The organism is Pseudomonas taiwanensis DSM 21245 (genome assembly GCF_000425785.1).
GTDB lineage: Bacteria > Pseudomonadota > Gammaproteobacteria > Pseudomonadales > Pseudomonadaceae > Aquipseudomonas > Aquipseudomonas taiwanensis.
The window spans coordinates 93,659-117,942 of sequence record NZ_AUEC01000005.1; the positions used below are offsets into that span (position 1 = coordinate 93,659).

General features: G+C 64.9%; 21 protein-coding genes. 7 read left to right on the forward strand and 14 right to left on the reverse strand.

The window, feature by feature from the left end; genetic code table 11:
* The first annotated feature begins 149 nt into the window (after positions 1 to 149).
* Entirely contained in the window at positions 150 to 1,832 is a 1,683-nt protein-coding gene (locus tag H620_RS0100460; RefSeq protein ID WP_023382053.1) for a ShlB/FhaC/HecB family hemolysin secretion/activation protein, read from the forward strand.
* A gap of 26 nt (positions 1,833 to 1,858) precedes the next feature.
* Positions 1,859 to 6,385, forward strand: a complete 4,527-nt coding sequence (locus tag H620_RS0100465) for a hemagglutinin repeat-containing protein (protein ID WP_027906554.1) — start codon at positions 1,859 to 1,861, stop codon at positions 6,383 to 6,385.
* Positions 6,386 to 6,422: 37 nt separating this feature from the next.
* Here H620_RS0100465 and gspN read toward each other — a convergent pair whose 3' ends face one another.
* From gspN to H620_RS0100525, 12 genes are all read right to left on the reverse strand, one after another.
* Positions 6,423 to 7,082, reverse strand: a complete 660-nt coding sequence (gene gspN, locus H620_RS0100470; RefSeq protein ID WP_027906555.1) for a type II secretion system protein N — start codon at positions 7,080 to 7,082, stop codon at positions 6,423 to 6,425.
* Entirely contained in the window at positions 7,079 to 7,465 is a 387-nt protein-coding gene (gspM, locus tag H620_RS0100475) for a type II secretion system protein GspM (protein ID WP_027906556.1), read from the reverse strand. The genes gspN and gspM overlap by 4 nt, the downstream gene beginning before the upstream one ends.
* Positions 7,462 to 8,556: a GspL/Epsl periplasmic domain-containing protein gene (locus H620_RS0100480; RefSeq protein WP_027906557.1), complete on the reverse strand. Its 1,095-nt coding sequence runs from the start codon at positions 8,554 to 8,556 to the stop codon at positions 7,462 to 7,464. The genes gspM and H620_RS0100480 overlap by 4 nt, the downstream gene beginning before the upstream one ends.
* Positions 8,553 to 9,143, reverse strand: a complete 591-nt coding sequence (locus tag H620_RS0100485; RefSeq protein WP_027906558.1) for a prepilin-type N-terminal cleavage/methylation domain-containing protein — start codon at positions 9,141 to 9,143, stop codon at positions 8,553 to 8,555. Before H620_RS0100485 ends, H620_RS0100480 begins: the two co-directional genes overlap by 4 nt.
* A gap of 75 nt (positions 9,144 to 9,218) precedes the next feature.
* On the reverse strand, positions 9,219 to 9,587 hold the full coding sequence (locus tag H620_RS0100490; protein ID WP_023382059.1) for a type II secretion system protein GspI: 369 nt from the start codon (positions 9,585 to 9,587) through the stop codon (positions 9,219 to 9,221).
* A complete protein-coding gene (gene gspH / locus H620_RS0100495; protein WP_023382060.1) occupies positions 9,584 to 10,021 on the reverse strand; it encodes a type II secretion system minor pseudopilin GspH in 438 nt (145 codons plus the stop codon). The genes H620_RS0100490 and gspH overlap by 4 nt, the downstream gene beginning before the upstream one ends.
* Before the next feature lie 3 nt (positions 10,022 to 10,024).
* Positions 10,025 to 10,459 carry a type II secretion system major pseudopilin GspG gene (gene gspG / locus H620_RS0100500; protein ID WP_023382061.1) on the reverse strand — a complete coding sequence of 145 codons (435 nt, stop codon included), beginning with the start codon at positions 10,457 to 10,459 and terminating at the stop codon, positions 10,025 to 10,027.
* A gap of 17 nt (positions 10,460 to 10,476) precedes the next feature.
* Complete coding sequence (gene gspF / locus H620_RS0100505) at positions 10,477 to 11,679, reverse strand: type II secretion system inner membrane protein GspF (RefSeq protein ID WP_023382062.1); 1,203 nt, start codon at positions 11,677 to 11,679, stop codon at positions 10,477 to 10,479.
* A 3-nt stretch (positions 11,680 to 11,682) separates the two neighbouring features.
* Positions 11,683 to 13,131, reverse strand: coding sequence for a GspE/PulE family protein (locus H620_RS0100510; protein ID WP_027906559.1), 1,449 nt, complete (start codon positions 13,129 to 13,131; stop codon positions 11,683 to 11,685).
* A complete protein-coding gene (gene gspD, locus H620_RS0100515; RefSeq protein WP_027906560.1) occupies positions 13,131 to 15,083 on the reverse strand; it encodes a type II secretion system secretin GspD in 1,953 nt (650 codons plus the stop codon). The genes H620_RS0100510 and gspD overlap by 1 nt, the downstream gene beginning before the upstream one ends.
* A gap of 3 nt (positions 15,084 to 15,086) precedes the next feature.
* Entirely contained in the window at positions 15,087 to 15,512 is a 426-nt protein-coding gene (locus H620_RS0100520) for a type II secretion protein C (RefSeq protein ID WP_023382065.1), read from the reverse strand.
* Positions 15,509 to 17,137: a bifunctional UDP-sugar hydrolase/5'-nucleotidase gene (locus tag H620_RS0100525; RefSeq protein WP_027906561.1), complete on the reverse strand. Its 1,629-nt coding sequence runs from the start codon at positions 17,135 to 17,137 to the stop codon at positions 15,509 to 15,511. The genes H620_RS0100520 and H620_RS0100525 overlap by 4 nt, the downstream gene beginning before the upstream one ends.
* Before the next feature lie 224 nt (positions 17,138 to 17,361).
* Between H620_RS0100525 and H620_RS0100530 the strand changes: the two genes are divergently transcribed.
* Positions 17,362 to 19,422, forward strand: a complete 2,061-nt coding sequence (locus H620_RS0100530; RefSeq protein WP_027906562.1) for a PhoX family protein — start codon at positions 17,362 to 17,364, stop codon at positions 19,420 to 19,422.
* 42 nt (positions 19,423 to 19,464) lie between these two features.
* Here H620_RS0100530 and gspK read toward each other — a convergent pair whose 3' ends face one another.
* Positions 19,465 to 20,430: a type II secretion system minor pseudopilin GspK gene (gene gspK / locus H620_RS0100535; protein ID WP_023382068.1), complete on the reverse strand. Its 966-nt coding sequence runs from the start codon at positions 20,428 to 20,430 to the stop codon at positions 19,465 to 19,467.
* A gap of 146 nt (positions 20,431 to 20,576) precedes the next feature.
* Between gspK and tatA the strand changes: the two genes are divergently transcribed.
* The 4 genes from tatA to H620_RS25460 all read left to right on the forward strand — a co-directional run bounded on the left by tatA (position 20,577) and on the right by H620_RS25460 (position 23,967).
* Entirely contained in the window at positions 20,577 to 20,795 is a 219-nt protein-coding gene (gene tatA / locus H620_RS0100540) for a twin-arginine translocase TatA/TatE family subunit (protein ID WP_023382069.1), read from the forward strand.
* A complete protein-coding gene (gene tatB / locus H620_RS0100545) occupies positions 20,795 to 21,085 on the forward strand; it encodes a Sec-independent protein translocase protein TatB (protein ID WP_027906563.1) in 291 nt (96 codons plus the stop codon). The genes tatA and tatB overlap by 1 nt, the downstream gene beginning before the upstream one ends.
* Complete coding sequence (gene tatC, locus H620_RS25455; protein ID WP_023382071.1) at positions 21,082 to 21,867, forward strand: twin-arginine translocase subunit TatC; 786 nt, start codon at positions 21,082 to 21,084, stop codon at positions 21,865 to 21,867. The genes tatB and tatC overlap by 4 nt, the downstream gene beginning before the upstream one ends.
* A gap of 69 nt (positions 21,868 to 21,936) precedes the next feature.
* Positions 21,937 to 23,967 carry an HET-C-related protein gene (locus H620_RS25460; RefSeq protein WP_023382072.1) on the forward strand — a complete coding sequence of 677 codons (2,031 nt, stop codon included), beginning with the start codon at positions 21,937 to 21,939 and terminating at the stop codon, positions 23,965 to 23,967.
* A 4-nt stretch (positions 23,968 to 23,971) separates the two neighbouring features.
* Here H620_RS25460 and H620_RS0100560 read toward each other — a convergent pair whose 3' ends face one another.
* Positions 23,972 to 24,283, reverse strand: coding sequence for a YqfO family protein (locus H620_RS0100560; protein WP_023382073.1), 312 nt, complete (start codon positions 24,281 to 24,283; stop codon positions 23,972 to 23,974).
* Between the last annotated feature and the right edge of the window lies 1 nt (position 24,284).

The window sequence follows — 24,284 nt, forward strand, 5'->3', positions numbered from 1 at the left end:
TTCAATTTGAGCTGTAGGAAGCTTCGCACGGTATTTCCACTCCGTGCCTACGCCCGCCTAGGCACGGGATCGCATCCAGGCCCTGCGCTGCATTTTTAGAATCCCCGCATACCGGTACCTGAACGGTACTGACCTTGCGGGGTTGTTCGATGCAGTACCCATCACGCCACTTTCTCATCCTCATCTTTGCCTGGCTGATCGCCGGCGCACTGACCATGGCCCAGGCCCTGGCCGACGACCCCGCCAGCCAGCAACTGCGCGATCAGCAGCGCGCGTTGCGACAGCTGGAACACCAGCAACGTCTGCAACGCTGGCAACGCCCCTGGACGCCTGACAGCACCGAAGTCACCTCCCCCGACCAGCCGAGTGACGGCCACTGCTGGAAAACCTCCGGCGTACGGCTGGCCGGCAGCCAGCTACTGGCGCCGCAACTGCTGGAAACCACGGTACGACCACTGGTCCCCGCATGCATGGGCATCGCCAGCATCAACCGGTTGCTCAAAGCCATCACCCAGCTCTATGTCCAGGCCGGCTACCCCACCAGTCGCGCTTACCTGCAACAAGCCCCCCACGATGGCGAACCGCTCGCCATCGTCGTCATCGAAGGCTTCGTCGAGTCCATCGAATTCGCCGGGGCCGAACTGCCACTGTCGCTGCGCGGCGCATTTCCAGACGTCCTGGGGCGCCCCCTGTACCTTCCCGATCTGGAACAAGGGCTGGACCAACTCAACCGCTTGCGTGCCTACGAACTGGGTATCGACCTATTGCCTGGTCAGATTCCCGGTGGGACCCGCGTACACGTCGTGCCGCACAAAGTGGCTTCACGCTGGCATCTGGACAGCCACTTCGACAACCGCGGCAGCGCGCTCACCGGCCGCCACCGCCTGAGCCTAAGCCTTGGCCTGGACAGCCCGCTGGGCCTGAATGACGACCTGCGCCTGTCACGGGTCTCGACCGTCGTCGATGCGCCGGGCCAGAGCCAGGGCATCAACCTGCACTACAGCATTCCCTACGGTCCATGGACCTTCGCCCTCAACGCCAGCGAACTGCGCTATGGCGCGCCCATTCCCCATAGTCCGCACACCACCAGTGGTCGCAGCAGCTATCAAGGGCTGAACCTCGAGCGCACGCTCTGGCGCGACCAGCGCGGCATGCTCAGTGTCAGCGGCCGACTGAACCGCAAGCAGCTGATCAACCGGAGCAACAACGCGGTACTGGCCTTCCAGAGCCCCACCCTCACGACGCTCGAAGCGGGCGTCAACCTGCTCTGGCTCGACCATGGCTTGTGGAACGCCTACCTGGGCATGAGCCAAGGCGTGGACTGGTTCGGCGCGGACCGATCGGCTCTGCGCGCCGATGCGCCTCGCCCGGATTTTCGCAAGTACAGCGCCAGCCTGTTCCATTTGCGCCAAGGCCCCGCGCACCGGCCATGGCGCTGGCACAGCGAGCTGGCCCTGCAATGGAGCGACGACGTGCTACCCGCCGTCGAACAACGCCTGCTCAGCGATGACTCGGCCGTGCGCGGATTCCGCCAGGCCACCCACGCCGGCGCCAATGCGGCCCTGTGGCGCAACACCCTGAGCCAGGTGCTGCCAATGGACTGGACCGGGCCGGTGCAGGTGCGCCCCTACCTCGGCCTGGACCTTGGCTGGGTGCAGCTTGCCGGGGATTCCCCCAGGCACCGCCTGGCGGGAGCAGCGGTGGGCATGGAACTGAGCCTGCCCAGCAGCCGCCTGCGCCTGGACTACCAACATGCCCTGTATGCCAGCGATTTGCCCCGTTCCGGTCTGGAGCGCGGCTTCTGGGTGCTGGAGTGGTCCCTGAACATCTGATTCACCCACAAAAAGAGAACGAGAACATGCAAACACTCTCGCCGTTGAAATCCCCCCGTCCCGATACCTTGCGCTGGGCCATTTTCCTCGCCGTGCTGAGCCCCGGCACCGCTATGGCCCAAGGTGGCCTGCAAGCGGCACCAGGCCCAGGCGGCACACCCGTGATCAACAGCGGCCACGGCGTTCCGGTCATCGACATCGTCGCCCCCAACGCCAATGGCCTGTCGCACAACCAGTTTCTCGACTACAACGTGGGTAGACCCGGTTTAGTGCTCAACAACGCCTTGCAAGCCGGCCAGTCGCAGCTGGCCGGTGCCCTGGCCGCCAATCCGCAGTTCCAGGGGCAGGCAGCCTCCACCATTCTCAACGAGGTCGTCAGCCGCAACGCATCGTTGATCGAAGGGCCGCAGGAAATCTTCGGCCGCCCGGCCGATTACATTCTGGCCAACCCCAACGGCATCACCCTCAACGGCGGCAATTTCATCAACACCACCCGTGCAGGCTTCGTGGTCGGCACGCCCGAGATGCAAGCCGAGCAACTCCAGTACCTCGACACGCTCAGTGCCAGCGGCAGCTTGCAGGTGCTCGAAGGTGGGCAGAGCAACAGCGAAGGCGCGCTCGACCTGATCGCACCCCGCCTGAACAGCACGGGGCTGCTGCAGGCCAAGCAGGATCTGAACATCACCGTAGGCCGCCATCGGATCGACCACGGCAGTGGCCAGATCGTCGAGCACCTGCCTGCGCTGCCCTCGACCATCGACGCCAGCCTGTTCGGCGCCATGCGTGCCGGACGCATTCGTGTGGTGAGTACCGCCGAGGGCGCTGGAGTGCGCATGGGGGCGATGGAGGTCGAAGGCCGCGAGGGTATCGACATCCGCTCCGCTGGCGGGTTGCAGGTGAAGGGCGATGCCGAAAATCATGCCAAGCTGCGCAGCGAACAAGGCGCGCTGACGCTCAGCGCTGCCGACGACCTGAGCCTGAGCGCCGTCGACGGCCACGCCAGGCGCGTCGAGCTCAAGGCCGACAAGAAGCTGACCCTGGATGCCGAAACCCGGGAAACCATCGAGCGAAATCGCGACAAGTGGAACAAGAAGTTCCTGTTCGTCACCCGGGAAACCTACAACCGTGAGCGCACCACCACCAACAAGGCGCAGCACGGCACAACCCTGCACGGTCGCGACGGCATGGCCTTGCAGTCCGGGGACGACATGCAAATGGTGGCGGCCAACCTCAGCACCCCCAGCGACCTTGAGCTGAACAGTGGCGGCAATCTGAACATCGAAGCCGGTATCGACAGCCTGCGTATCCAGGAAAAGGTGCGCCATCGCAAGGACCTGTGGCGCGGAGACCGTGACTCGGACCTACTCGCCGAGAAGGCCAATGCCAGCGCCCTCGATGCCGGACGCATGACGGTCAAGGTTGCCGATACCCTCAGGGTCAACGGCAGCACCCTGCACAGCGGCGGCGACCAGACCATCAAGGCAAGGACCGTCGAGGTGCGGACCACAGCCTTGAAAGAACAGGGCACTCAGCGCAATTACCGGGGCGATCTGGTATCCGGCACCTTCTTCGGCGACCGCAAAGGCAAGGAAAGCCAAGGCCAGACCGTGGTCGGCAGCAGCATCACCAGCGACGGCGCCATGCAGGTGGTCGCCGATCAAGTCAGCCTCAAGGGCAGCCGTGTCATGGCCGAGGGCGATGCCGTGCTCTACAGCGAAAAAGGTCACCTGGCCATCGAAGCCGATCAGGGCAGCAGCACGTCCACCCAGCGCGATAGCAGCAGCAAGTTGTTCGGTCTGCTCGGCAACAAGCACGAGAGCAAAACGCAAAGAGCCCAGGTGTTGATCAGTGACGTGTCGTCCACCACCAACCTGCGCCTGGCCAGCGCCGACGCATTGCGTGTGCGGGGCGCCAGGGTGGAGGCCGGCAAGCACCTGCAAGTCGAAGCAAAGGGCGACCTGCTGGTCGACAGTGCACAGTCCCGGGACCTCATCCAAACCTCGTCCCAGCAGCGCAGCTTCAGCGCCGATGCCAGGCAAACCCATGCGGCCCAGGACGGCAAGCCTGAATCGCGCCAGTACGCGGCCAGCGTGGGCTATGAAGTCGCCACGACGACCGGTGAACGCGTCGAGACCCGCCAGGTTGCCAGCGAACTCAAGGGCGCCTCGGTAACCCTCGACAGCGGCGCTCATCTGCAGGTCAATGGTTCGAAGGTTCAGGCCAGCGCGGGTGACCTAGGCCTGCACGGCAAACAGTTGACCCTGGGCGTCACACGTAACGACACGCAAGAAACCACCCGTACTCAGCAGAGCGGTGGCGGCCTGACCGTGACCGGCGGCATCGACCGGCTCGGCAGTGCGTTCGATGGCCACCACGACACCCACACGGTCACCGCGCTCGACAGCAAAGTGCAACGCAGCGAACTCCAGGCCAGCGGCGACGTGAAGATCGACACGGGCGAACTGGCCAACGAAGCGGCACGCGTCGAGGCCGGTAAAACCCTGCAGGTCGTCGCCACGCACATCGACAACCGCGCCCCGGAAAACATCGAACAGCGTGAGGAAGTCACCGACAACTGGCGTGGCAGCCTGGGGGCCAGCGTGGAGTACCGTGATCTCACCCGCCCGATCGAGCGCCTGATACTGGGCGAGGAGGCTCAGCGCTTCCAGCAAGCTTCGCCCGAAGATGCCATGGCAGCGCCCAGCGTGGGTGCCGACCTGACGCTGGAGCACATCAAGCGCCTGGAAAACCAGCGCCGTGGCTATGCCCAGGTCAGCGAGTTGTCCGGCAGCGCGGTGACCAGCAAGGCTGACATCATCGAAGACCAAGGCACCGCGTGGCGAGCCAACGCCGGCGCCTTGCAGATCGACGCCGACCGGCATCACCTGCGGGCAGCCGAAAACACTCAGCAGACCACTGTGCAGCGGCTGGCCTATGGCGGCGACCTGCGCGTGGACAGCACCACCGGCAGCGACCTGAACATGCGTGCCTCTGGCAAAGGCGGTTCACTGGACAAGCTGGAAGTCGCCAACACAGCGGTGCCCGGCAGCCTCTATGGCCAACAAGGCATCCAGGTACAGTTGGGTAGCGACGGCCGCTACGAAGGCACACGCTTCGATGGCGGTGACGGCCATGTCCTCGTTCGCAGTGGCGGCGACCTGGCCCTGACCCAGGCGACCAACCACAGCAAACAGTCGTCGCGCCAGCTTGATGGCAACGCCTGGGCCAAGGGCGGCAACCGCCCGGACAGCACCGGAGGCGAGACCCGCGGCTACCTCGACCACGTCCAGAAAAACAGCGAGCAAACCAAGGCACAGGTCGCACAGGTCGATGCCAAAGGCGAAGTACGCCTGAGCAGCGCGGGCGACCTGTTGCTCGAAGGCACCCGCATCGGCGATCGCACCGCCAAGGTAGGCGATACCTATCTGGACAGCGGCGGCCGTTTGCAGGTCAAGGCCGCCAGCGATACCCAACAGGCCAGTGGCGCCAACCTGGGCGGCGGCATGGAACTGGCGGCCAAGACGGGCGCTACCCAGAGCGGCGCCCTCGGTGGCCACTTCAGCAACGGCAGGGTGGACGAGAACGCCAGCCAGGCGGTCGATGCGCAGATCGCCAGCGGCGGAAAACTGAGCGTGACCAGCCGCGCCCGCGACAACCTCGCTGCGCACTTGCAAGGGCTGCAGGTTTCCGCCGAACAGATTGCGCTGAACGCAAGCAACGGCGGCCTGCGGATCGAAGCGTCGAAGGATATCGAGCGCCGCAACAACCTGGACATCACTGCAGGTGCCGGTTTCAGCATGGCCACGGGCGCGACCGATACCCGCGGCCTGCATGGCCGCGTCAAGGTCGACCTGGACAAGCGCGACAACCAGACCTGGAACGCCAATACCCTGCGCGCCGGGCACATCAGCCTGGCAAGCCTCGGCGACACACAGCTGGAAGGCACCAGCCTGGAAGCCGAGCGCATCACCGGCGATGTCGGCGGTGACCTGAAGCTGGCCAGTCTCAAGGACCGCGTCGATACCCTGACAATCAATGCCGATGCGCGATTGAGCCAGGAAAAGAACCCGCAGGGCTACGTCAATGCCGCCAGTTCGCTGGCCGGGCCATTGGGAGGGAACGTCGCGAAGAAAGCCGGCCCGGCCTTGAGCAAGGCGGAACCCGGCTTCTCGCCAACCTTCAGTCTCGACCTCACCCACGCGCAGCGTGACAGCGTCGCTCACCCGACAGCGCTCAAAGGCAGCGAAGGTATCGACCTGAACGTCGCAGGCGAAGCGCAGTTGATGGGCGCGCGGTTGCAGTCGGCCAAAGGCGATGTCGCACTGCGTGCCCAAGCCGTAACCCGTGAAACCCTGAGCGGCAGCGATTATCGCCGTGACGTGTCGATCGACGCCTCCAACTCGCCAGTCGACCTGGGTACCGCCGTGGCCCAGCTGACCAAAGGCAAGGGGGCGGCCGATGGCGAGAATGCGCTCGACCTGGGCTTGCTGCGCACCAGCGGCTACAACCGCAACCAGGCGTGGGCATCGAGCGTACAGGGCAAGCGTGACTGACTGGACCGGGCGGGTGGGGCGTCGTCGCCCTGCCCGCCTACCACCTCAAGCGACGCTGACCTGAAGTCGCCTGTGCCTCCATCCATTGCGCGCCACGCAGCACGGGCGTCAAGGCGGCATCGGGCTGCATCTGGAATCGGACCTGCGCCGTTCGCTGCATCAGGTCGGCATCCAGGTTCACCTGGTGCTGCCCCTGCAGCGCCAGGTGTCCCAGCAGATGCCAGCCCGCCCGGCAATCCAGCTCGATCGAGCCTTGCCCCAACGCCAATGACCAGGGTGCGCTCACCGCCACATCCACTGCCTGCAGGCGCCCAGCCGAACCCTGGCAGTTCAGCCCCGAGCCTTGCGCCGTCAGCGTGCCTTGCCATTGCCCCGCCAGGCGATAGTCCGCCTGCGCAGTCGCTTGCGCACCTGTCGCCTGCACCTGCAAGCGCCAGCGCCATGGCCAACCTTCGGCACGTAACTGCCAGGCCTGGCCTTGGTAACCCAGCTCGCCGATTGCTACCAGACGCCATGGTTGCAAGGTCCATCGCAACGGACCGACCGCCCCCCAATGTTGCGCCTGTCCGTGCCACAGCGTTCCGCTGACGCCGCCAAGCGCGGCCCCCGAGGCGCGCGCCACCCAACTGGCGGGTAATTCCACCAGCACGGTCAGCCCGAACACCAGTGCCATCCACAACAATCCGCGTCGGCTCATGGCTGCACCAACAGGTCGAACCGCAAGCGCCCGGCGTCCTGCTCCAGCCCCCACTGCAGCGGCTGCACGCCCTCTGCCTGGAGTGTCTGCAACCAGCCCTGAAGATGCTGCGCATCTGCGACCTGGCCGCGCACCTGCCAGCGCTCGCCTTGCGGCTCGACCTGGCTGATGTCGATGCGCGCCACCAGGGCCGACTGATGCAAACGCTCAAGGCTCAACGCCGGCCCTCCAGGCAAACGGCCAGCCGTTTGCGCCAGTTCGCGCCATTGCCCCAGCTCACGCCAAAGGCTCAGCCCTTCACGGGTAACCAGCACCGCCACCAGCAGCCCGATCAGGCACCCTGCGAGCACGCCCCGCTTGCGCTGCAACCCGTACAGGTTCATACCGCATCCCCCAGGTCGAAGGTCACTTGCCACTGCAGCGCCGGCGTCCCGCCTTGAACCTCGACACGCGCACCGGCCGTCTCGGCCATTTCACGCCAGGGCGGCGCAACGCCGTCACCCTCCAGGCGCAGGTGCCAACGCTGGCCGTCGAAGCGCACCGCTTGCAGCCGCCACTGGGGGTGCTCACGCAGCCAACCCTGCAGACGTGCTTGCAGCTCGTCGAGCTGGCGTAAGCGCAGCTGCTGCTGTACCTGGCCTTCCCGCAGGCGCTTGAGCGCCTGGGCAGCCTGGCGAGGGCTGGCATGCTCGCCGGCAACCGCCGCCACCTCGGCACGCCAGACCTGGGCTTGGTGCCACTGCTGGGTCAGGCACACCCCGCCCCACGTACACGCCAACAGCAGGCAGGCGACCAGCAGACCGCGCTGTTGCCGCGACACGCCAGGCAACTTGCATGCCCCACCGCGCTGCTCGAACACACGAGGCAATTGCGCCAGCGACGCCAAGGGCGTCGGCCATGGGCCTTCCATGAATTGTCTGCGCAGGCTTGACCAAGGGTGTTCTGGCAGCTCGCCCAGTCCATCGGGCCAGGCCAGCCACAGCTCGTTCGCCTCGGCCGTCATGCCCTTGAACAGCGTCAGGCCCGACGATCTTCGCCACTGCCAGGCAGCACCTGGTTCAGGCATCGGCATCAACTGGAACTCGGCCCAACAGTGCTCGGCCTGCAGCCCCCACTCGGCACACTGCTCGCGCCAGCCCGCCAGGGCCTGGCGCGCCACCACCAACAACTGCAGTTGCCCGGGTGGGGCGCAGAGGCGCGCGCACACGACATCCTCCGGGTGCTCAAGCAAGCGATCTTCCAGAAGCATCGGCCACTCCTCGCGCTTGAGCCGCGGCGGTGCCGCCACTTGGAACTGGCTGCAATGCTGCGCGGGGATGATCAGCACAACCTGAACATCCTCCTGCACCGGCGGCTTACCTACCCCTTCTGTTGTCGCGCCCCTCGTGTCGATCAGCATCCAGTCCCAGACGATGCCCGGCCGCAGCAACAAGCGGGGCCGATTCGCTGTCCGTCGACGCCACTCAAGCATCATGACCGCCCCCAAGGGAGAACGAAGGTGCAGACATAGGGTGCTCCATCACGCTGCAGTTCCAAGCGCACGCCGCGACCTGGGTGCGCCGGTTGATCGGAAGGCCAGGCCAGCCAGCGGCCACCCTGGTGGTAAAGAATGTTCATCGCGCTGACCCGCTCCAGTTGCTCACGCAATACCCAATGGGGCGCGCCAGCGGCGTACAGGTCGGCAGAGCTTTCCAGTAACACGCGCTGTTGGCGGACATCGAAACGCAGACGCTGGCGCTGAAGCCGTGAACCCCCTTCGGCTTCTGGTATGGCGGCAGCAGCCACCCACAGCAGTTGCTGGCGGTCGGGCTGCCAATCGAGCCACCGGCTGGCCAGTGGCAGGCGTTGTTCATGGACACGGCGCAGCACCGGGCTGTCGAAACGCCGCTCCAGGGCCAGGCAAAAGTCCAGCACACTGGTTTCCTGGGTCGTCGACTGCAGCCGTTCGCGCACCTTCAGCCAGCCATTGACCAGCGCCGAAAGCATGACGCCCAGTAGCGCGGTCAGGGCCAGTGCGACCAACAGTTCGATCAGGGTCAGGCCCGCCTGGCGCCGCTTCATTGGGTCACTCCCATGGTCGCTTTCATAGCCTGATCTCCGCCAAGCCAGCGCCTACAGAACAGCTGATCGCGGGCATCAGGGGCGCTCCAGAAATACGCTGAACTGGCCCAGCGCAAGGCGCTGGTCGCGGTCGGCGTAAAGCTGCAACTCACCCCGGCGCAAGTCGCGCACACCGGTGCCACGCAACTGCAATTGCCAATGACAGGCTTGCCCGCCCTGGCTCAGCACGCCGCCAACCTGGTTAACGGTCGGCCAAAACTGCTCGACGGTGAAGCGCGCTTGCAGCTCCCGCGCGCAGAGCAGCCCGAGGCGGTGGTGTTGCACGCTATCCTGAACGGCCAGGCGCTGGCGCAAGACCTGGCTGGTGATGACCGCCAGCACGGCGGCAATCGCCAGGGCGACGGTGACTTCCAGCAAGGTGAAGCCCTGTTGCCTGTGCTTCATGGCGCCGCCGCTACCCGCAAACGGCCATCGCGGCTCCAGTCCCAGCGCTGGCTGCCCTCGGCCCAATGCCAGCGCACACTGCCCGGCTGCGCCCAGCCTTGGGCCGTGAACAGCACGCGAGGTTGCGCGCTGGCCGGCCAGTCAGGGCGCAAGCCCTTGGGCCAAGGGTCGAAGGTGACCGGTTCGACGACCCAACGTGCCCCCTCCCTGCGGACGAACTGTGGATGCTGGCCGGTCCAGCGCAACCCGCGCAGTTGTCCGGTGTGGCGTGCCAACGCAGCCTGTGCGCGGGTCTCGACGGCCAGGCGCTGCAACGCCTGGTCGACATTCGCCCCACCGCTCTCGAGTGAGGCGACGGCAAGCCCGGTCATCAACCCGGCGATGGCCAGTACCACCAGCAGCTCAAGCAAGCTGAAACCGCGCTGGTCCGTCATGGGCTACAGCTCCCAGTTGCCCAGGTCGGCATCCTGCCCTTCACCGCCGGCCATGCCGTCGGCCCCCAGCGAATACACATCGACCCGACCATGCTCGCCCGGCATGCGGTACTGGTAAGGCGTGCCCCAAGGGTCCTGCGGTAAGCGACGCACGTAACCATCGCTGCGCCAGGCCCGTGGCAGCGGCTCCTGCGCAGGCTTTTTCACCAGAGCGGCCAAGCCCTGCTCGTTGCTGGGAAAGCGCAGGTTGTCCAGGCGATACATGTCCAGGGCCTGTTCCAGGGTGGCCAGGTCGGCCATGACCTTCTGGCGCATGGCCTTGTCCTGGTTGCCCAGTACGCTGGGCGCGACCACGGCGATCAACAGGCCGATGATGAAGATCACCACCATGATTTCCATCAGGGTGAAACCGCTCTGGCGGGTGCGTCGTTGCTGCATGTCGGTACTCCTTGTGTTCACAGTTGCAGGCCCTGGTTCAGTTGCATGATCGGCAGCAGGACCGCCAGCACGATGAACAGCACCACCGCGCCCATCACCAGAATCATCAGGGGTTCGAAAAGCGCCATGGCCGTATCCACCTGGCGGGCGAAGCCCCGCTCCTGGTCGTCGGCCACGCGTTCGAGCATGTCGGACAGGGTGCCGCTGGCTTCGCCGCTGCCCACCATGTTCACCAGCAGCGGCGGGAATTGCTGACTGGCGTCCAGGGCGCGATGCAGGCTGGTACCGCCCTGCACTTGCAGGCGCACCTGCTCCATGGCCAGGCGGATACGCCGGTTGCCGACGGTTTCGGTGGCCACCTGCAAGGCTTCGAGCAATGCCACGCCACTGCCGCTGAGAATCGCCAGGCTGCGCGCCAGCCGCGCGCTTTCCAGCACCTGCAGCAGGGTGCCGATGCGCGGCAGGCGCAGCAGCAGCTCATCGCGGCGCAGGCACCAGTACGGCTTGCGCAGCAGCCAGCCAGAAAGACCCGTGAGCAGCAGTGCCAATGCCAGCAACCAGGGACCGGCCTGCACCAAGCCCTGGCTCAGCCCGATCAACAGCGAGGTGATCAGGGGCAGGCCTTGCCCGGCATGGGCGAACTGCTCGGTGAGTTTGGGCACCACGAACGTCATGAGCCCGACCACCACCGCCAGCGACACGCCCATCAGCACGACGGGGTAGATCAGCGCGGTGCGCGCCTTGTGCTGTTGCCTTTGGACTTGCTCCAGATGATCTGCCAGACGTGTGAGCACCTGGGCCAGGCGCCCGGAACGCTCGCCGGCCTCGACCAGCGCACAATAAAGCCCAGAGAATGGCGCCCCTTGACGGGCAAGGCTGCGAGCCAACCCCAGGCCCTCGGCCAGCGAGCCTCGCAAGGCCACCAGCACGCTGTGCAACTGCGGTTCGCGCAGTTGGCGCTCAAGCGTGGCCAGGGCATCGACCAACGGGATACCAGCGCCTGTGAGCGTGGCCAGTTGACGGGTCAGCTCACACAACTGCGCACGGCTCAGCCGCTGTCGACGAGACGTGCGCCCCCCGCCCTTGGCACCGGACAATCGACGGGCGAACAGCCCTTGCTCGCGCAGTAGCTGGCGGGCATGGCGCTCACTGTCGGCTTGCAGGCTAGCCTTGTGGGTTTTGCCGGTTAGATCGACGGCGTGGTAGCGGTAGGTCGGCATGGCTCAGCCCTGCACCACGCGCAGCACTTCGGCCAGGCTAGTCTGGCCGCTTGCCAGGCAATCGCTGGCCATGGCCAGCAGGCTCTGGCGTCGTGGGGCGAGGTAATCGTGCATGGCGACTTCACTGGCACCGTCATACAACAAGCCGATCAGGCCTGCATCCAGTTCGACGAACTCGTACAGGCCAATGCGTCCGACATAGCCGCTACCCTGGCAATCCGCACAGCCTACCGGGTGGTAGCTGTTGCCCAGCGTCGCCAGTTCCGGCCACATCTCGCGTTCGGCCACTTGCAGAGGATGCGCCACCGCACAATGGCATAGCCGGCGCACCAGGCGCTGGGCCAACACGCCACGCAGGCATGAAGCGATCAGGAACGGCTCGATGCCCATGTCGCGCAAGCGCGTCACGGCACCTACCGCACTGTTGGTGTGCAGGGTCGACAGCACCAAGTGGCCGGTGAGGCTGGCCTGAACGGCGATCTGCGCGGTTTCCTGGTCGCGGATTTCCCCCAGCATGATCACGTCCGGATCCTGACGCAGGATGGCCCGAAGGCCATTGGCGAAGGTCAGCCCGGCTCGTGGGTTGATAGCGGTCTGGCCGATGCCGGTAATGGCGTACTCCACCGGGTCCTCGACGGTAAGGATATTGCGGCTGCCATCGTTGAGGCCATTGAGGCTGGCATACAGGGTGGTGGTCTTGCCTGAACCGGTCGGCCCGGTGGACAGCACGATGCCATTGGGCCGCGCCAGACAGGCGCGCAGGCCTTGCAGCACGGCGGCCGGCATACCCAGGTTGTCCAGCGCCAGCAGGCTGGCCTGCTTGTCGAGTACACGCATCACCACCCGCTCGCCATGGATGCCAGGCAGGGTCGAGACACGCACATCCACTTCACGCCCAGCAGCGCGCAAGGTGATGCGCCCGTCCTGCGGCTGGCGCTTCTCGGCGATGTCCAGGCGCGCCATGACCTTGATCCGCGATACCAGCATCGCTGACAGCGCCCGAGGTGGGCGCAGCACCTCGCGCAAGTGGCCATCGACCCGCAGGCGCACCACCAGGCTCTGCTCGAAGGTTTCGATGTGGATGTCCGAAGCGCGCAGGCGCAAGGCCTGGCCGAACAGCCCGTTGATCAGGCGAATGACCGGGGCTTCGTCGTCACTTTCGAGCAAGTCCTCGATGCGCGGCATGTCGCTGATCAGGCTGTCCAGGTCGACCTGCTCGCCTATGCCTTCTATCAATGCTTCGTTGGCCCCTTCGCCCGCCTGGTACAGCTGGCCAAGGCGCGCATCGAAAGCATCTGGCGCCAGGTATTGGAGTGCACTGGGCTGGCCGTGGACGCGCAGCAGTTCCTGCAACTGGCAGCTGTCGGCCCCGTGGCGCAGCCAGAGTTGCCAGCCACTTTCGGCAGGCGCGATGGCGAGCCCCGCGTGACGCGCCAGGCGGTAGGGCAGCATCACCAGTCACCGCCTTCGAGGCGTGCCCGGCTGGCGGGGAACGCCTGCATCAACGGCGTAGCGCTCTGAGCGCCGGCAAGGCCGGGCAGGTTCAGCGGCGTGGTCTGCTGCAAGGTGCGGTATTTGTCTTCGCTCAAGCCAGCCAGGCTGGGGCCGTCGCGCAGGATGCGCGGGCGGATGAACACCATCAGGTTCTGCTTGGTGTTCTTGCTGGCATCGGAGCGGAACAACCGGCCAAGGCCCGGGATGTCCCCCAGAAATGGCACGCGTTGGTCACTGGTGCTCAGCTCATCGCTGATCAGGCCGCCCAGGATCACCAGGCCGTTGTCCTCGACCATCACCTTGGTCTTGATCTCACGCTTGTTGGTGATCACATCGCTGGCGGTGGTGGAGTCGGCGATGGACGAAACCTCCTGGACGATATCCAGGCGCACGCTGTTGTCGATGTTGATCTGCGGTTTGATCCGCAGCTTCACCCCGACTTCCTTGCGCTCGATGGTCTGGTAGGGGTTGGCGTTGTTCTGGGTGACGGAGCCGGTGACGAACGGCACTTCCTGACCGACCAGGATCGACGCTTCGGCGTTGTCCAGGGTCAGCAGGGTCGGTGTAGACAGCAGGTTGAAGCCGCTCTTGCCTTTGAGGGCGTTGATGAGCATGGCGAAATTGAAGCCACCGCCGATATGGCCGATGCCCGCCGTGGCCCCCGTGGTGGCCGACAGCAGATCGCCAAGTGCCTCGTTGTCGCCACTGGCCGCCGCGCCGGCAATGTTGGCAATGTTCACCCCGTTGCTGCCGAAGTTGACGATACCGGCGCCGAACTTTTCATCCGCGAACAGCCATTGCACACCCAGTTCCTGGGCGCGGCTGTCGGAAACCTCGGCGATGATCGCCTCGACGACCACCTGGGCGCGACGGATGTCCAACTGCTCGACGATCGTGCGATAGGCCGCCAACGCGCTGTCGGGCCCCACCATCACCACCGCGTTGGTACCTTCTTCGTACTCCAGGCGGATGCCCAGGTCGTTGGCCGGAGCCAAGCGCTTGTCCTTGCCCTCCTCTTCGCCTTCGCCGGGCACCGCGCCGTCCTGACTCAGCCCGCGCAACACCTTCACCACCTCGCCGGCGTTGGCATGGCGCAGGTAGATCACCTGGGTATTGCTGCTGTGCTGGTTGTCACTGGGGCGGTCGAGCTGCTTGAGAAGGGCACGCACACGGTCTGTGCTGCCGCGTACCAGAAGCGCATTGCTGCGAGGGTCGGCGACCACTTGGGTACTGTCGCCGCCCTGCTCCCGGGCCAACAGACGAGTCAGCAACGGCGCGGTGTCGGTAGCGCTGGCATGCTGCAGGGGCATGACCTGCAACGGTTCGTCGCTGACCTGGTCGAGCTGACGTAGCAGGCTGTCGATGCGTTCTAGATTGCTGCGCCAGTCCGTGACCACCAGCAGGTTAGCCGCCGGATAAGGCGTAATGACCCCGACCCGAGGGTCGATCAGCGGCTTGAGGATGCCGAGCATCTGCTCGCTGGCGGCGTTGCGTACATTGAATACCCGCGTGGCCACGCCATCGCTGCCTTCACCTGGTTGGCCGGCGGACTCCACCGGCACCGGCTCCAGGCGCGCAGCCTGGTCGGGTACGATCTTCACACTGCCATTGGGCAGGTCGACGGCGGCGTACCCCTGTGCGCGCAACTGCGCCAGGAAGATATCGTAGATGGCATCGGCATCGTGACGGTCGACGGTGCGGACCGTGACCTTGCCCTTGACCCGTGGATCGACGATGAAGGTAGTGCCGGTGATACGCGACACGCTGTCGATGAACTCGCCCAATTCGGTATCGACGAAATTCACCTCATACCGCGGTGTGCCATCCTCCTCGAACACCTCGGGTTCCTCGGCCCACGCAAGCGTCAGCGCCAGGCTCATGGTCGCGGCAACGCAGTATCTAACGAGCATCTTTCATCCTTGCCGCTTGAAGCCGGCCACGGCGGAGCGTGGCGGCCAGGGCAGGCGTTCACGCCGCCCCTGGTTGTCGAAAATCAGGCCATCGGCGTCGATGTCCTGCAACACGATCCCCGGCGCCAGGCGCTGGCCTCGCCCGAGCGTGCGCACCTGCTGGCCGAAGCGCAGCACCACCACACTGGCGGACAGTGGCTGGGCCTTGAGGCCACCGAGGTACTGCAGCGGCAGACGCGTGATGGCGATGGCACCGTCGTTGCCTGACGCCGACCAGTGACCGACCATCAGCCCAGGCAGCGGTGTGTCGCCGGCGGCAGGCGGGCTGGCCGGTTGCGGCGAGCGCCCCAGTTGCAGCAGGCATTGGGCGGCGAGCCAGGCGGCCAGCGTCAGGCAACTGCCGGTCACTAGCCTGGCGCCCAGGCTCACGAGGCCACCTGCCGTGGGTGCCAGCCGGGGTGTCCCTGCACATAACGCACTTCAGGCAACTGAAGCGGCGCCAGCTGCCAGCCTGTCGGCTGGTCCGCCAGCCAGGCCTCGACCCGCTGCCACAGTGGTTCGCCGGCCTGGGCGTCGAACTGCAAGCCGAAGGTGCGACACACCCCCTGGACCGGATCCAGGCCGGTGATGCGCTTGCCCTGCGGGCTGTAGCTGACGCGCCATGGCTGGCCCTGCCAGCGCGGCAGGTCCTGGCTGTTGTCCAGCAGCAATGGGTCGCCGAACAGTTGCTCGGCGGCGTTTTCCAGCACGTGTTCGACCTGGCGCGCTGGCGCTTCGACCACCGGGGCCGGATAGCTGCCGGTGAGGCTGATCAGATGCTCACGGGTGATGGCATCGCCCATTGCCACGGGGTAGTCGTAGCGCAGACCGGGCAACAGCACTGGCATGCTGCCGTCATCCGCCAAGGCCTGGTGCAGCAGTTGGTCCCAACTGCCAGCGCGGGTATCGCGGCGCCATAGCGCTTGCGGCGCGCGGGCCAACGGTTGGTCAAGCCAGGCCGCATGACCTGCGCGCTGCTGGCGCAACTGGCTTTGCAACTGGCCTGCGCGCCGTTGCGCCGCGGGTGAAAGCTGGTACGCGAACGCAGGGAAAAAATGCGCATCGAACTGCCATTGTCCAGCTACCTGCTGGCAACGCAGCCGAAATGCCCCACTGCCACGACAACCGGCGAAGAGCACCGGCACCTGGCGACCGCTGGCCTGGGTCACCGGCACGGGTGCGGGCCACAGGTCCTGACCTCGGGCGCACAACACGACGTCAACTTCCTTGACACGCTCGGCCAGCCACAAACCCGGCCCGGTACCGACATCGGCCAGGGCCACCACCAGGTCGGCCTCGCGTCGGGCCTGTTCGAAGGCCGGGCTCAGCGAGTGGTACCACTGCTTCAATGAGGCTTTCTGGTCCTGGGCGTAGGGGTCGGTGACGCCTACCACGGCGATGCGTACACCGCCGCGTTCGAACAGGTGCAGCGCCTCCAGCCCCAAGGCCTGGCGTTGCTCGCCAGCAAGCCCGGCGCCGAGGGTAACGGAGGAAGACTGACGATACAGGCCGGCGCAACGCTGCGGCCAGAGCACGCGCTCATCGCTGCTGACCCGCACCTCACTGCCCAGCAGTTGACTGCCTTGCAGGCCGCTCTCGCCCTGGGTCAGGTAGGCCAGGCCACTGCCATTCCAGCCCTGGCCGTTTTCCAGGGTCAGGCTATTCCCCGAACCGGCTTGCGCGCGCAACTGCTCAAGCAAGGCGCCCAGCACCGCGTAGCCTCCCAACTGAGCGGTTGACGCCTGGCTGGCATCGAGCAGTGGTGCAAGTTGCGGGTGAGCGACGCTGGCACTGGCGCCAGTCATCCAGGGTGCGCGGCCCAGATGGCTGACTGGCCCTAACCGCGTGGCCGGCACCACGGCCGGGCCCGGCTGGCGTGCATCGAGGGTATCGGCTATGTACAACAAATCGAGGCTGGCGTCCTCGCGACGCGAGCCGGGCAGTGCGGAACAGGCGCCGAGTAGCGGTGCCAGTGCACCGATCCCCATCCAGCTGATTACTTCACGCCTGTGCATGCTGCCTGCCGTCCCTATCCACGTTCCTGTTGGGCCCTGGATGTTGCGGCGTTCGCGTGACAGTTTAATGGCAGAAATCCGACAGCAATTCCAAATTGATCTTTGTGAACGCTCGGTAAGAACGGGTAGTTTTAAAAACCCCTTAACATTTCTGCCAATCAATCATCACACTTGCGCTCTAAAGTCGCGCTTTCCTCCAACTCAGCCAATTTAAGGACACCCTGATGAGTCGAGAAAGCGGCGATAACCTGGATCGCAACCTGAGCGGTAACCTGCCGATGGCCAGCGTCATGGATGCTTACCTGAGCCGTCGCAGCGTGATGCGCGGCAGCCTCGGCGCGGCCATTGCCATGATCGCCGGGGCCGGCCTGACGGGCTGCTTCGACAGTGGTGGCGGCTCGGACGACGATGCAGCCTCCAAGCCTCCGGTTACCGACCCGCAGCCGCCCGCACTGGCACTGGGCTTCCAGTCCATTCCAGGTTCGCGCACCGACGCCTGCGTCGTCGCCGCCGGTTACAGCGCCTACGTGCTAGCCCCCTGGGGCACGCCGCTCAACAGCAATGGCAATCCGTGGAAGTCCGACGGCAGCAACACCTCGACCGACCAGGCCAACGCCATGGGCATGCACCATGACGGCATGCACTTCTTCCCCATCAACGGCAGCTCCGAAGATGGCCTGCTGGCGATCAACTTCGAATACATCGACACCGCCGCCCTGCACCCCGCCGGCCCGACCACCGATGGCAGCGGCAACCGCCCAGTGGAAGAGGTGCGCAAGGAGATCAACGCCCACGGCGCTGGCGTGGTGCGCCTGCAGAAAGTCAGTGGCCGCTGGCAGGTGGTCGACAACGACCCGCTCAACCGCCGCTTCACCACCGCCTCGCAAATGGACATCGCTGGCCCCCTGCGCGGCACCGACCATGTGAAGACCAAATTCTCGCCGGACGGCACCCAGTGCCGAGGCACCAACAACAATTGCGGCAACGGCTACACCCCATGGGGCACCTACCTCACCTGTGAAGAGAACTGGCCCGGCATCTTCGTCAACAAGGGCACTCGCCCGGCCGACCAGGCGCGCATCGGCGTGGGTACGTCCAACGGACAGTACAAATGGGAAACCGCAGCGGGCGACGCCAGCGAGGTGGACGATGAGTTCGCCCGCTTCGACGTCACCGTCAAAGGCGCCAGCGCCACCGACGACTACCGCAACGAAGCCAGCACCTACGGCTACATCGTCGAGATCGACCCGTACGACAGCTCCACCCAGGCCACCAAGCGCACGGCCCTGGGACGCTTGCGCCATGAAGGGTGCTGCCCAGGCCTGCCGGTGGCCGGCAAGCCGCTGGTCTGGTACATGGGTGACGACTCCAACAACGAATACGTGTACAAGTTCGTGTCCGATGCCGTGTGGGATGCCGCCGACGCCACCCCGGCCAATCGCCTGGCCACCGGTGCCAAGTACATGGACCAGGGCAAGCTCTACGTGGCGCGCTTCAATGCCGACGGCACCGGCGTCTGGCTGCTGCTCGACGTCACCACCGCCACCACGGGCGGCAGCACCCTGGGGGCGCTGTATGGCGACCTGCCGGGCATCCTCCTCAACACCCGTGGCGCGGGCGATGCCGTGGGCGCCACGCCGATGGACCGCCCGGAGTGGACCACGGTCAACCCGCTCAATGGCGATGTCTACCTGACCCTGACCAACAACAGCGCGCGCACCGCCGACAAGGTCGACGCGGCCAACCCGCGCGGCCCGAACCGCCATGGCCATATCATCCGCTGGCACGACAGCGACGATCATTTGAGCTTCACCTGGGACATCTTCGTGTTCGGCGCCAACGCCGCAGGTACCGCTGACATCAACCGCTCGGGCCTGACCGAACTCAACCAGTTCGCAAGCCCCGACGGCATGAGCTTCGATAGCCGTGGCGTGCTGTGGTTCGAGACCGACAATGGTGAGTCGACCGTGACCGACTACACCAACGACCAATTGCTGGCGGTGATCCCCACCAACCTGGTCGATGCCAGCGGCAAGCAGGTCCCAGTCAATGCCCAGAACCAGGTGGACCTGCGCCGCTTCTTCGTCGGTCCGAATGGTTGCGAAGTGACGGGGATCACCTTCACTCCGGACAACAAGACAATGTTCGTGAACATTCAGCACCCCGAGAACTGGCCGTACACCGACAGGGCTACCGATGCCACGCCAGCAGGCAGCACGGTGCGGCCACGCGCCTCGACGGTGGTGATCCAGCGCGATGATGGCGGGGAAATCGGCACCGCCTGACGTACTCGGCGGCGGGGTCGGCACTGAGGCCGGCCCCATGGCTCACCAGGCCATCGGCGCGCGACTCCGCACTCGCACCTGCTGCGCCGGTACCCGCGCATGCCACTGCACCACTCCCAGCGCCTCCAGCTGAAACTCGCTGCGCATCACCCGCCCCTGCTCCTCGAACGACAACTGCAACAGGAAATGCCCGCTGTTGAGCAGCAAGCCTTCACTGAGTGTCTCGAAGGTCTGGTCATCCACCGCGCCAAGCGCCTGGCGCAACGCTGCGGCATCCGCATAGCCGGACGTTGGTCGGCCACTGACGATGCGACTTAGCAGCGAGCGCGGGTAATGTCCCTCGTACAGCGCATCGAGCAACGGCAGATGCTCCAACCCCAAGGCATTGGCGTTGAGGCGCCAGCCCGTGGTCTGTGGCAAGGCGCAGAGCATCGGCAATTGGCCCTGACGTGAAGCATCGGGCTCCAGCAACAGGTTCAACTCGCTGGTGTCGAGCATGGGTTGGTTCGCTGCCAGGCGTGGCGGTTGCTGGCGCAGGTACTGGGCACTCTCGGCGCCCTGCAGGCGGGCGTCACTGTCGCTGTCGAGCCAGTCGGCCAAGGCATCGACCAGGCGTTCGGCCGCCATGTCGTCCCCCAGCAGGAAGCGCAACTGGCGCTCGGCCCGTTCGCCGTCTGCCCCAAGCAGCGCGTTGACGTTGAAACAGGTGTGCTGGTCGCTGACGCGCAGTTGCGCCTTGCCGGCGCCGAAATCATACGTCAGTGGTTGTCCGCGCAATGCCTGCCAGAACAGCGGGCTTTGACGCCAGGCTGGGTCGCGCAATGCCTGTTCGGCATAGGCCAACCCCGCCTGCTCCATGGCTCGCACCTGCACACGCTGATGCAACAGGCGAACCTCGTCGACCTGGCGTCGGCCATCCTCCACCATCCAGGCCATGCCTGCAGCGAGCATCGCCAGCACCACCATCACCATCAGCAGCGCTGCCCCCCGCTGTCGCCTGCCACCCATCCCTCACCGCCTTGCTGGTCACTGAAAGCGCCAGTCAACACCCAGGGTGTTGCAGTCAGATGGCAATCAAGGGGCGGTCATGTTCATGTCATCTGCACCGGGCAGGATTACCTTTCCTTTTCATGACCTTACAGGAGTGGTCGCACATGGGTGGCATTGGAATCTGGCAACTGGTCATCGTTCTGCTGATCGTGTTTCTGTTGTTCGGCACCAAACGCCTCAAAGGCCTGGGCAGCGACGTCGGCGAGGCGATCCAGGGCTTTCGCAAATCCATGGGCGGCGATGGGGATGCCAACGCCAACCCGCAGCCGCCACAGCCCGCGCCGCTGACGACTCAGCAAGCACAGTCGGATCGACAGGCCTGATGTTCGAGGTTGGTTTCAGCGAACTGCTGCTGGTAGGTGTCATCGCCTTGCTGGTACTGGGCCCGGAACGTTTGCCGGTGGCGGCACGTACCCTGGGGCGTGGCCTCGGCCAGGCACGCCGGGCCATGAACGCACTGCGCACGCAGATGGAGCGCGAGATCGACTTGCCGAACCTGGACAGCGCACCGTTGCAACGTCTTGAGCAGGATATACGCCGAGGCATCAGCCTCAACACGGCGCCGGCCAACGATGCAGACACCGCCAGCCTACCGAAGGAGAATACTTCATGAGCGTTGCCATGGACCCGGCAACGGGGATGCCGCTGACCGAACATCTGCGCGAACTGCGCAAGCGCCTGGTGCGCTGCCTGCTGGTGATCGCCGTGGTATTCGCCGGCCTGTTTCCCTTCGCCCAAACTCTCTACACGCTGATCTCCGAGCCGCTGCGGCGCTTTCTACCCGAAGGCGCGAGCATGATCGCCACCAGCGTGACCTCACCGTTCCTGACGCCGTTCAAGCTGACGGCCCTGTGCGCGCTGTTCGTCGCCATGCCGCTGCTGCTGCACCAGGCCTGGGGCTTTTTGGCCCCTGGCCTGTACCGCCGCGAACGGCGAATTGCCCTGCCGCTGCTGGTGTCGAGCATCGTGCTGTTCTATGCCGGCATGGCGTTCGCGTTCTTCTTGGTGTTTCCGATGATGTTCGGCTTTTTTGCCAGCGTGACACCTGAAGGCGTGGCGATGATGACCGACATCAGTCAGTACCTGGACTTCATCATGGCCTTGTTCCTGGCGTTCGGTTTGGCGTTCGAGATTCCGGTGGCGACGTTCATCGTGATCTGGACGGGGCTGGCCGATGTGGCCAGGTTACGGCGCAGCCGACCCTACGTGATCGTCGGCTGTTTTGTGGTGGGGATGATTCTGACGCCGCCTGACGTGTTTTCGCAGACGATGTTGGCGGTACCGATGTGGGTGCTGTTCGAACTGGGGCTGGTGGCGAGCACGCTGGTCGGCGCGCACCCGCCCCCTGGAATGCAGGCCGATGCGACCGGTGAGGAAAACCTCTCCCTCAGGTAAGGCTGCTCGGTTCATCCGGGTAATCCAGGCCACCAGACTGGGCGTTCCATTCTGTACGGAAAGACGCCCATGCCCATTGAAACCAACGTCAACAGCCCAACCCTGGAAAGCACCTATGAGCTGGGCCGACTCGATGCCTTGGCCCGGCACACCGACAAAGCGCTCTTCGTCACGCTGCTGATGTCAGTGTTTGGTACCGACCTGCCAGTCGCTACCTATTTGAAACTGCGGGCAGCCTTGCATGAGGGCAACATCGCCAACCCGAGCTATCGGATCGATGCCCAGGAAAGCACCCTTGCCCGCTATGACGGCGCCAGCCGTACGATTGTCGTAGCGATTTCCGCGATCGCGCAGGCACGCGACGAAGCCTTCATGAGTGTCAATCTGTTCAACGCCATGACCAGGGCGTTCGGCGAATACCTGCGCAGCGTGATACGCCGAGACATCGACGAACGTGCACAGGAACGCTCACCTGAGTCCCAGGCCGAGACAGCGCACGACGTCGGCACCGATTACGCCGCCATGATGTTCTTCTACGGTGCCAGCGCAACCGACCACACCGTGTACGCCAACTACGCGGGTGAAGACTTGCGCCTGACGATGCCTACCCAGGAGCCGCTCCCTCAAACCGCAGCGTTCGTCGCAGGTAACGGCCACGACAAGGCTGGCTCTTTCGGTCACGAGGCCTTGGAAAGGGGCTTGGCATCCGTGGGGTTCACTGACGAAGAACGTCGGAGCATCTACTTCGGCAACTGGTTGCGCGATCACTCACAGTTGCTGGACCCCAAAATCGTGCGTAAACCGGACGAACCGAAGAACTTTCCGTCAACATTGTCGCGAGCCGCGCTGACCAAGCTGGTCGACTTGTTGGCACTCAAGGAATTTCACGACCTGCAGGACACCCCAGCCGGCCGCCGCGCCTACACCGTGGATGAGGAAAAGCTTGGGGTATACCGGCCTTCCGAGCATATCGACAATCCGCTGAACCCGGCCAGCGACAGCATCGACCCTCAGGCCATCGATCCGGACTTCGAGCCGTTGGTAAAGGCTGACGACCCACTGCTGCGGGTCCATCCGGCGCGCTCCATTTCGAACTACGTCGACCATGCCGCCCGCTACATGTACAACAAGCTGATCGACGCCATGAACGCGGGTAACACGATCGAGGGCCGACGCTATTTCGGCGAAGCGCTGCATGTGCTCGAAGACTATTTCTCTCACTCCAACTTCGTCGAACTGTGCCTGCGCAAAAAGGGCCATGAGGTTCTGCCCTGGACCACGGAAACAGACTGCAAGCATGGCTTGCCGATCGTCACGGGCATGTTTGGTGGTCTGGACGTGATCGCCAGCATCGCCGAGCCGCTGGGCCAGATCTTTTTCGAGACGAAAGCGCTCGATTTCAAACGCACCAAACCGGGGGACCGCAGTGACGCAGAGCAGGCCCTGCTGATCCTGCTGGCCGAACATCCTACCGATGTGCCGCTCTCCTGGCTGAAAACCTACCTGGAATTGCGCGACAAGGCAGCGGCGGCGCCCTTGTTCGGCTTATTCGAAGCCGGACGGTGGATCACTCAACTGCCGCTGACGCTGCTGCAAAATGCAATCAACTCCACGATGCAGGGCATGCTGAACTGGGTTGCGGACAGCGTCGACGAATACCAGACGTTGTCCGGGCATAACCCCAATGAGAAGCCTGGCTTGCACCCGACACATTCACAACTGGCCAAGGATCACGACACCCACCCGTTTCATGAACTGGCAGCCTATCTGGCCACTTACGCGGTAGAGCAGGTGGGCCGCTCGATGTATGAATTCTGGCAGGGCAACACCGAGCGAGACCCGGCTAGCGTGGCCATGAATTTCATTCTGCACCCTGATGCCGACAATTGGCATGAGGACATCGTGGCGGCATGGGAGGCGAAAGACCCGGATGGATCGCGGAACAAGATTCAAGCGGGCAGCCGCCTGGAAGACCTGGTGCAACTGCAGGCGCAACTCGAGAGAGAGGAAAAGGACAGGGTGAGAGTGCTGGGAGAGCAGTACCGCAACGCACCCAACACCGTCTCGGAAATTATCAGCAGCGCTTTCCCGTTCGGTTAAGCGCTCAAAACTGTTCGAGCCGCCAGACCTCGTAGGCTGGCGTCTCGTAAGGGTGACTCTGCTTGAGCGCGGCGACGACCTGAGCGATCAGGTCGTCGTCCACGACCAGCTCCACCTTCCACTCCTCCACCACTTCGACCTGGCCGGTTTGCCCCAGGAACGGCTGGCTACCGTCCAATGGGCGGAACTGGCCCTGGCCAAGTGTTTGCCAGGCGCAGTGGTCGTAGTCGCCAATGCGTCCGCCACCCTCGGCGAACACGGCGGCCTTGACCACTTCGAGGTGGCTGGCGGGGACGAAGAAGGCGAGCTTGTACACC

What these genes read in the sequence shown, in the direction of transcription:
- H620_RS0100480 (WP_027906557.1), bottom strand. Translation starts at nt 8,556, where the DNA reads ATGATGCTTGAGTGGCGTCGACGGACAGCGAATCGGCCCCGCTTGTTG.
- tatA (WP_023382069.1), top strand. Translation starts at nt 20,577, where the DNA reads ATGGGTGGCATTGGAATCTGGCAACTGGTCATCGTTCTGCTGATCGTG.
- H620_RS0100485 (WP_027906558.1), bottom strand. Translation starts at nt 9,143, where the DNA reads ATGAAGCGGCGCCAGGCGGGCCTGACCCTGATCGAACTGTTGGTCGCA.
- H620_RS0100530 (WP_027906562.1), top strand. Translation starts at nt 17,362, where the DNA reads ATGAGTCGAGAAAGCGGCGATAACCTGGATCGCAACCTGAGCGGTAAC.
- H620_RS0100510 (WP_027906559.1), bottom strand. Translation starts at nt 13,131, where the DNA reads ATGCTGCCCTACCGCCTGGCGCGTCACGCGGGGCTCGCCATCGCGCCT.
- gspM (WP_027906556.1), bottom strand. Translation starts at nt 7,465, where the DNA reads ATGAACCTGTACGGGTTGCAGCGCAAGCGGGGCGTGCTCGCAGGGTGC.
- gspF (WP_023382062.1), bottom strand. Translation starts at nt 11,679, where the DNA reads ATGCCGACCTACCGCTACCACGCCGTCGATCTAACCGGCAAAACCCAC.
- gspG (WP_023382061.1), bottom strand. Translation starts at nt 10,459, where the DNA reads ATGCAGCAACGACGCACCCGCCAGAGCGGTTTCACCCTGATGGAAATC.
- gspD (WP_027906560.1), bottom strand. Translation starts at nt 15,083, where the DNA reads ATGCTCGTTAGATACTGCGTTGCCGCGACCATGAGCCTGGCGCTGACG.
- gspN (WP_027906555.1), bottom strand. Translation starts at nt 7,082, where the DNA reads ATGAGCCGACGCGGATTGTTGTGGATGGCACTGGTGTTCGGGCTGACC.
- tatB (WP_027906563.1), top strand. Translation starts at nt 20,795, where the DNA reads ATGTTCGAGGTTGGTTTCAGCGAACTGCTGCTGGTAGGTGTCATCGCC.
- H620_RS0100525 (WP_027906561.1), bottom strand. Translation starts at nt 17,137, where the DNA reads ATGCACAGGCGTGAAGTAATCAGCTGGATGGGGATCGGTGCACTGGCA.
- H620_RS0100460 (WP_023382053.1), top strand. Translation starts at nt 150, where the DNA reads ATGCAGTACCCATCACGCCACTTTCTCATCCTCATCTTTGCCTGGCTG.
- tatC (WP_023382071.1), top strand. Translation starts at nt 21,082, where the DNA reads ATGAGCGTTGCCATGGACCCGGCAACGGGGATGCCGCTGACCGAACAT.
- gspH (WP_023382060.1), bottom strand. Translation starts at nt 10,021, where the DNA reads ATGACGGACCAGCGCGGTTTCAGCTTGCTTGAGCTGCTGGTGGTACTG.
- gspK (WP_023382068.1), bottom strand. Translation starts at nt 20,430, where the DNA reads ATGGGTGGCAGGCGACAGCGGGGGGCAGCGCTGCTGATGGTGATGGTG.
- H620_RS0100490 (WP_023382059.1), bottom strand. Translation starts at nt 9,587, where the DNA reads ATGAAGCACAGGCAACAGGGCTTCACCTTGCTGGAAGTCACCGTCGCC.
- H620_RS25460 (WP_023382072.1), top strand. Translation starts at nt 21,937, where the DNA reads ATGCCCATTGAAACCAACGTCAACAGCCCAACCCTGGAAAGCACCTAT.
- H620_RS0100465 (WP_027906554.1), top strand. Translation starts at nt 1,859, where the DNA reads ATGCAAACACTCTCGCCGTTGAAATCCCCCCGTCCCGATACCTTGCGC.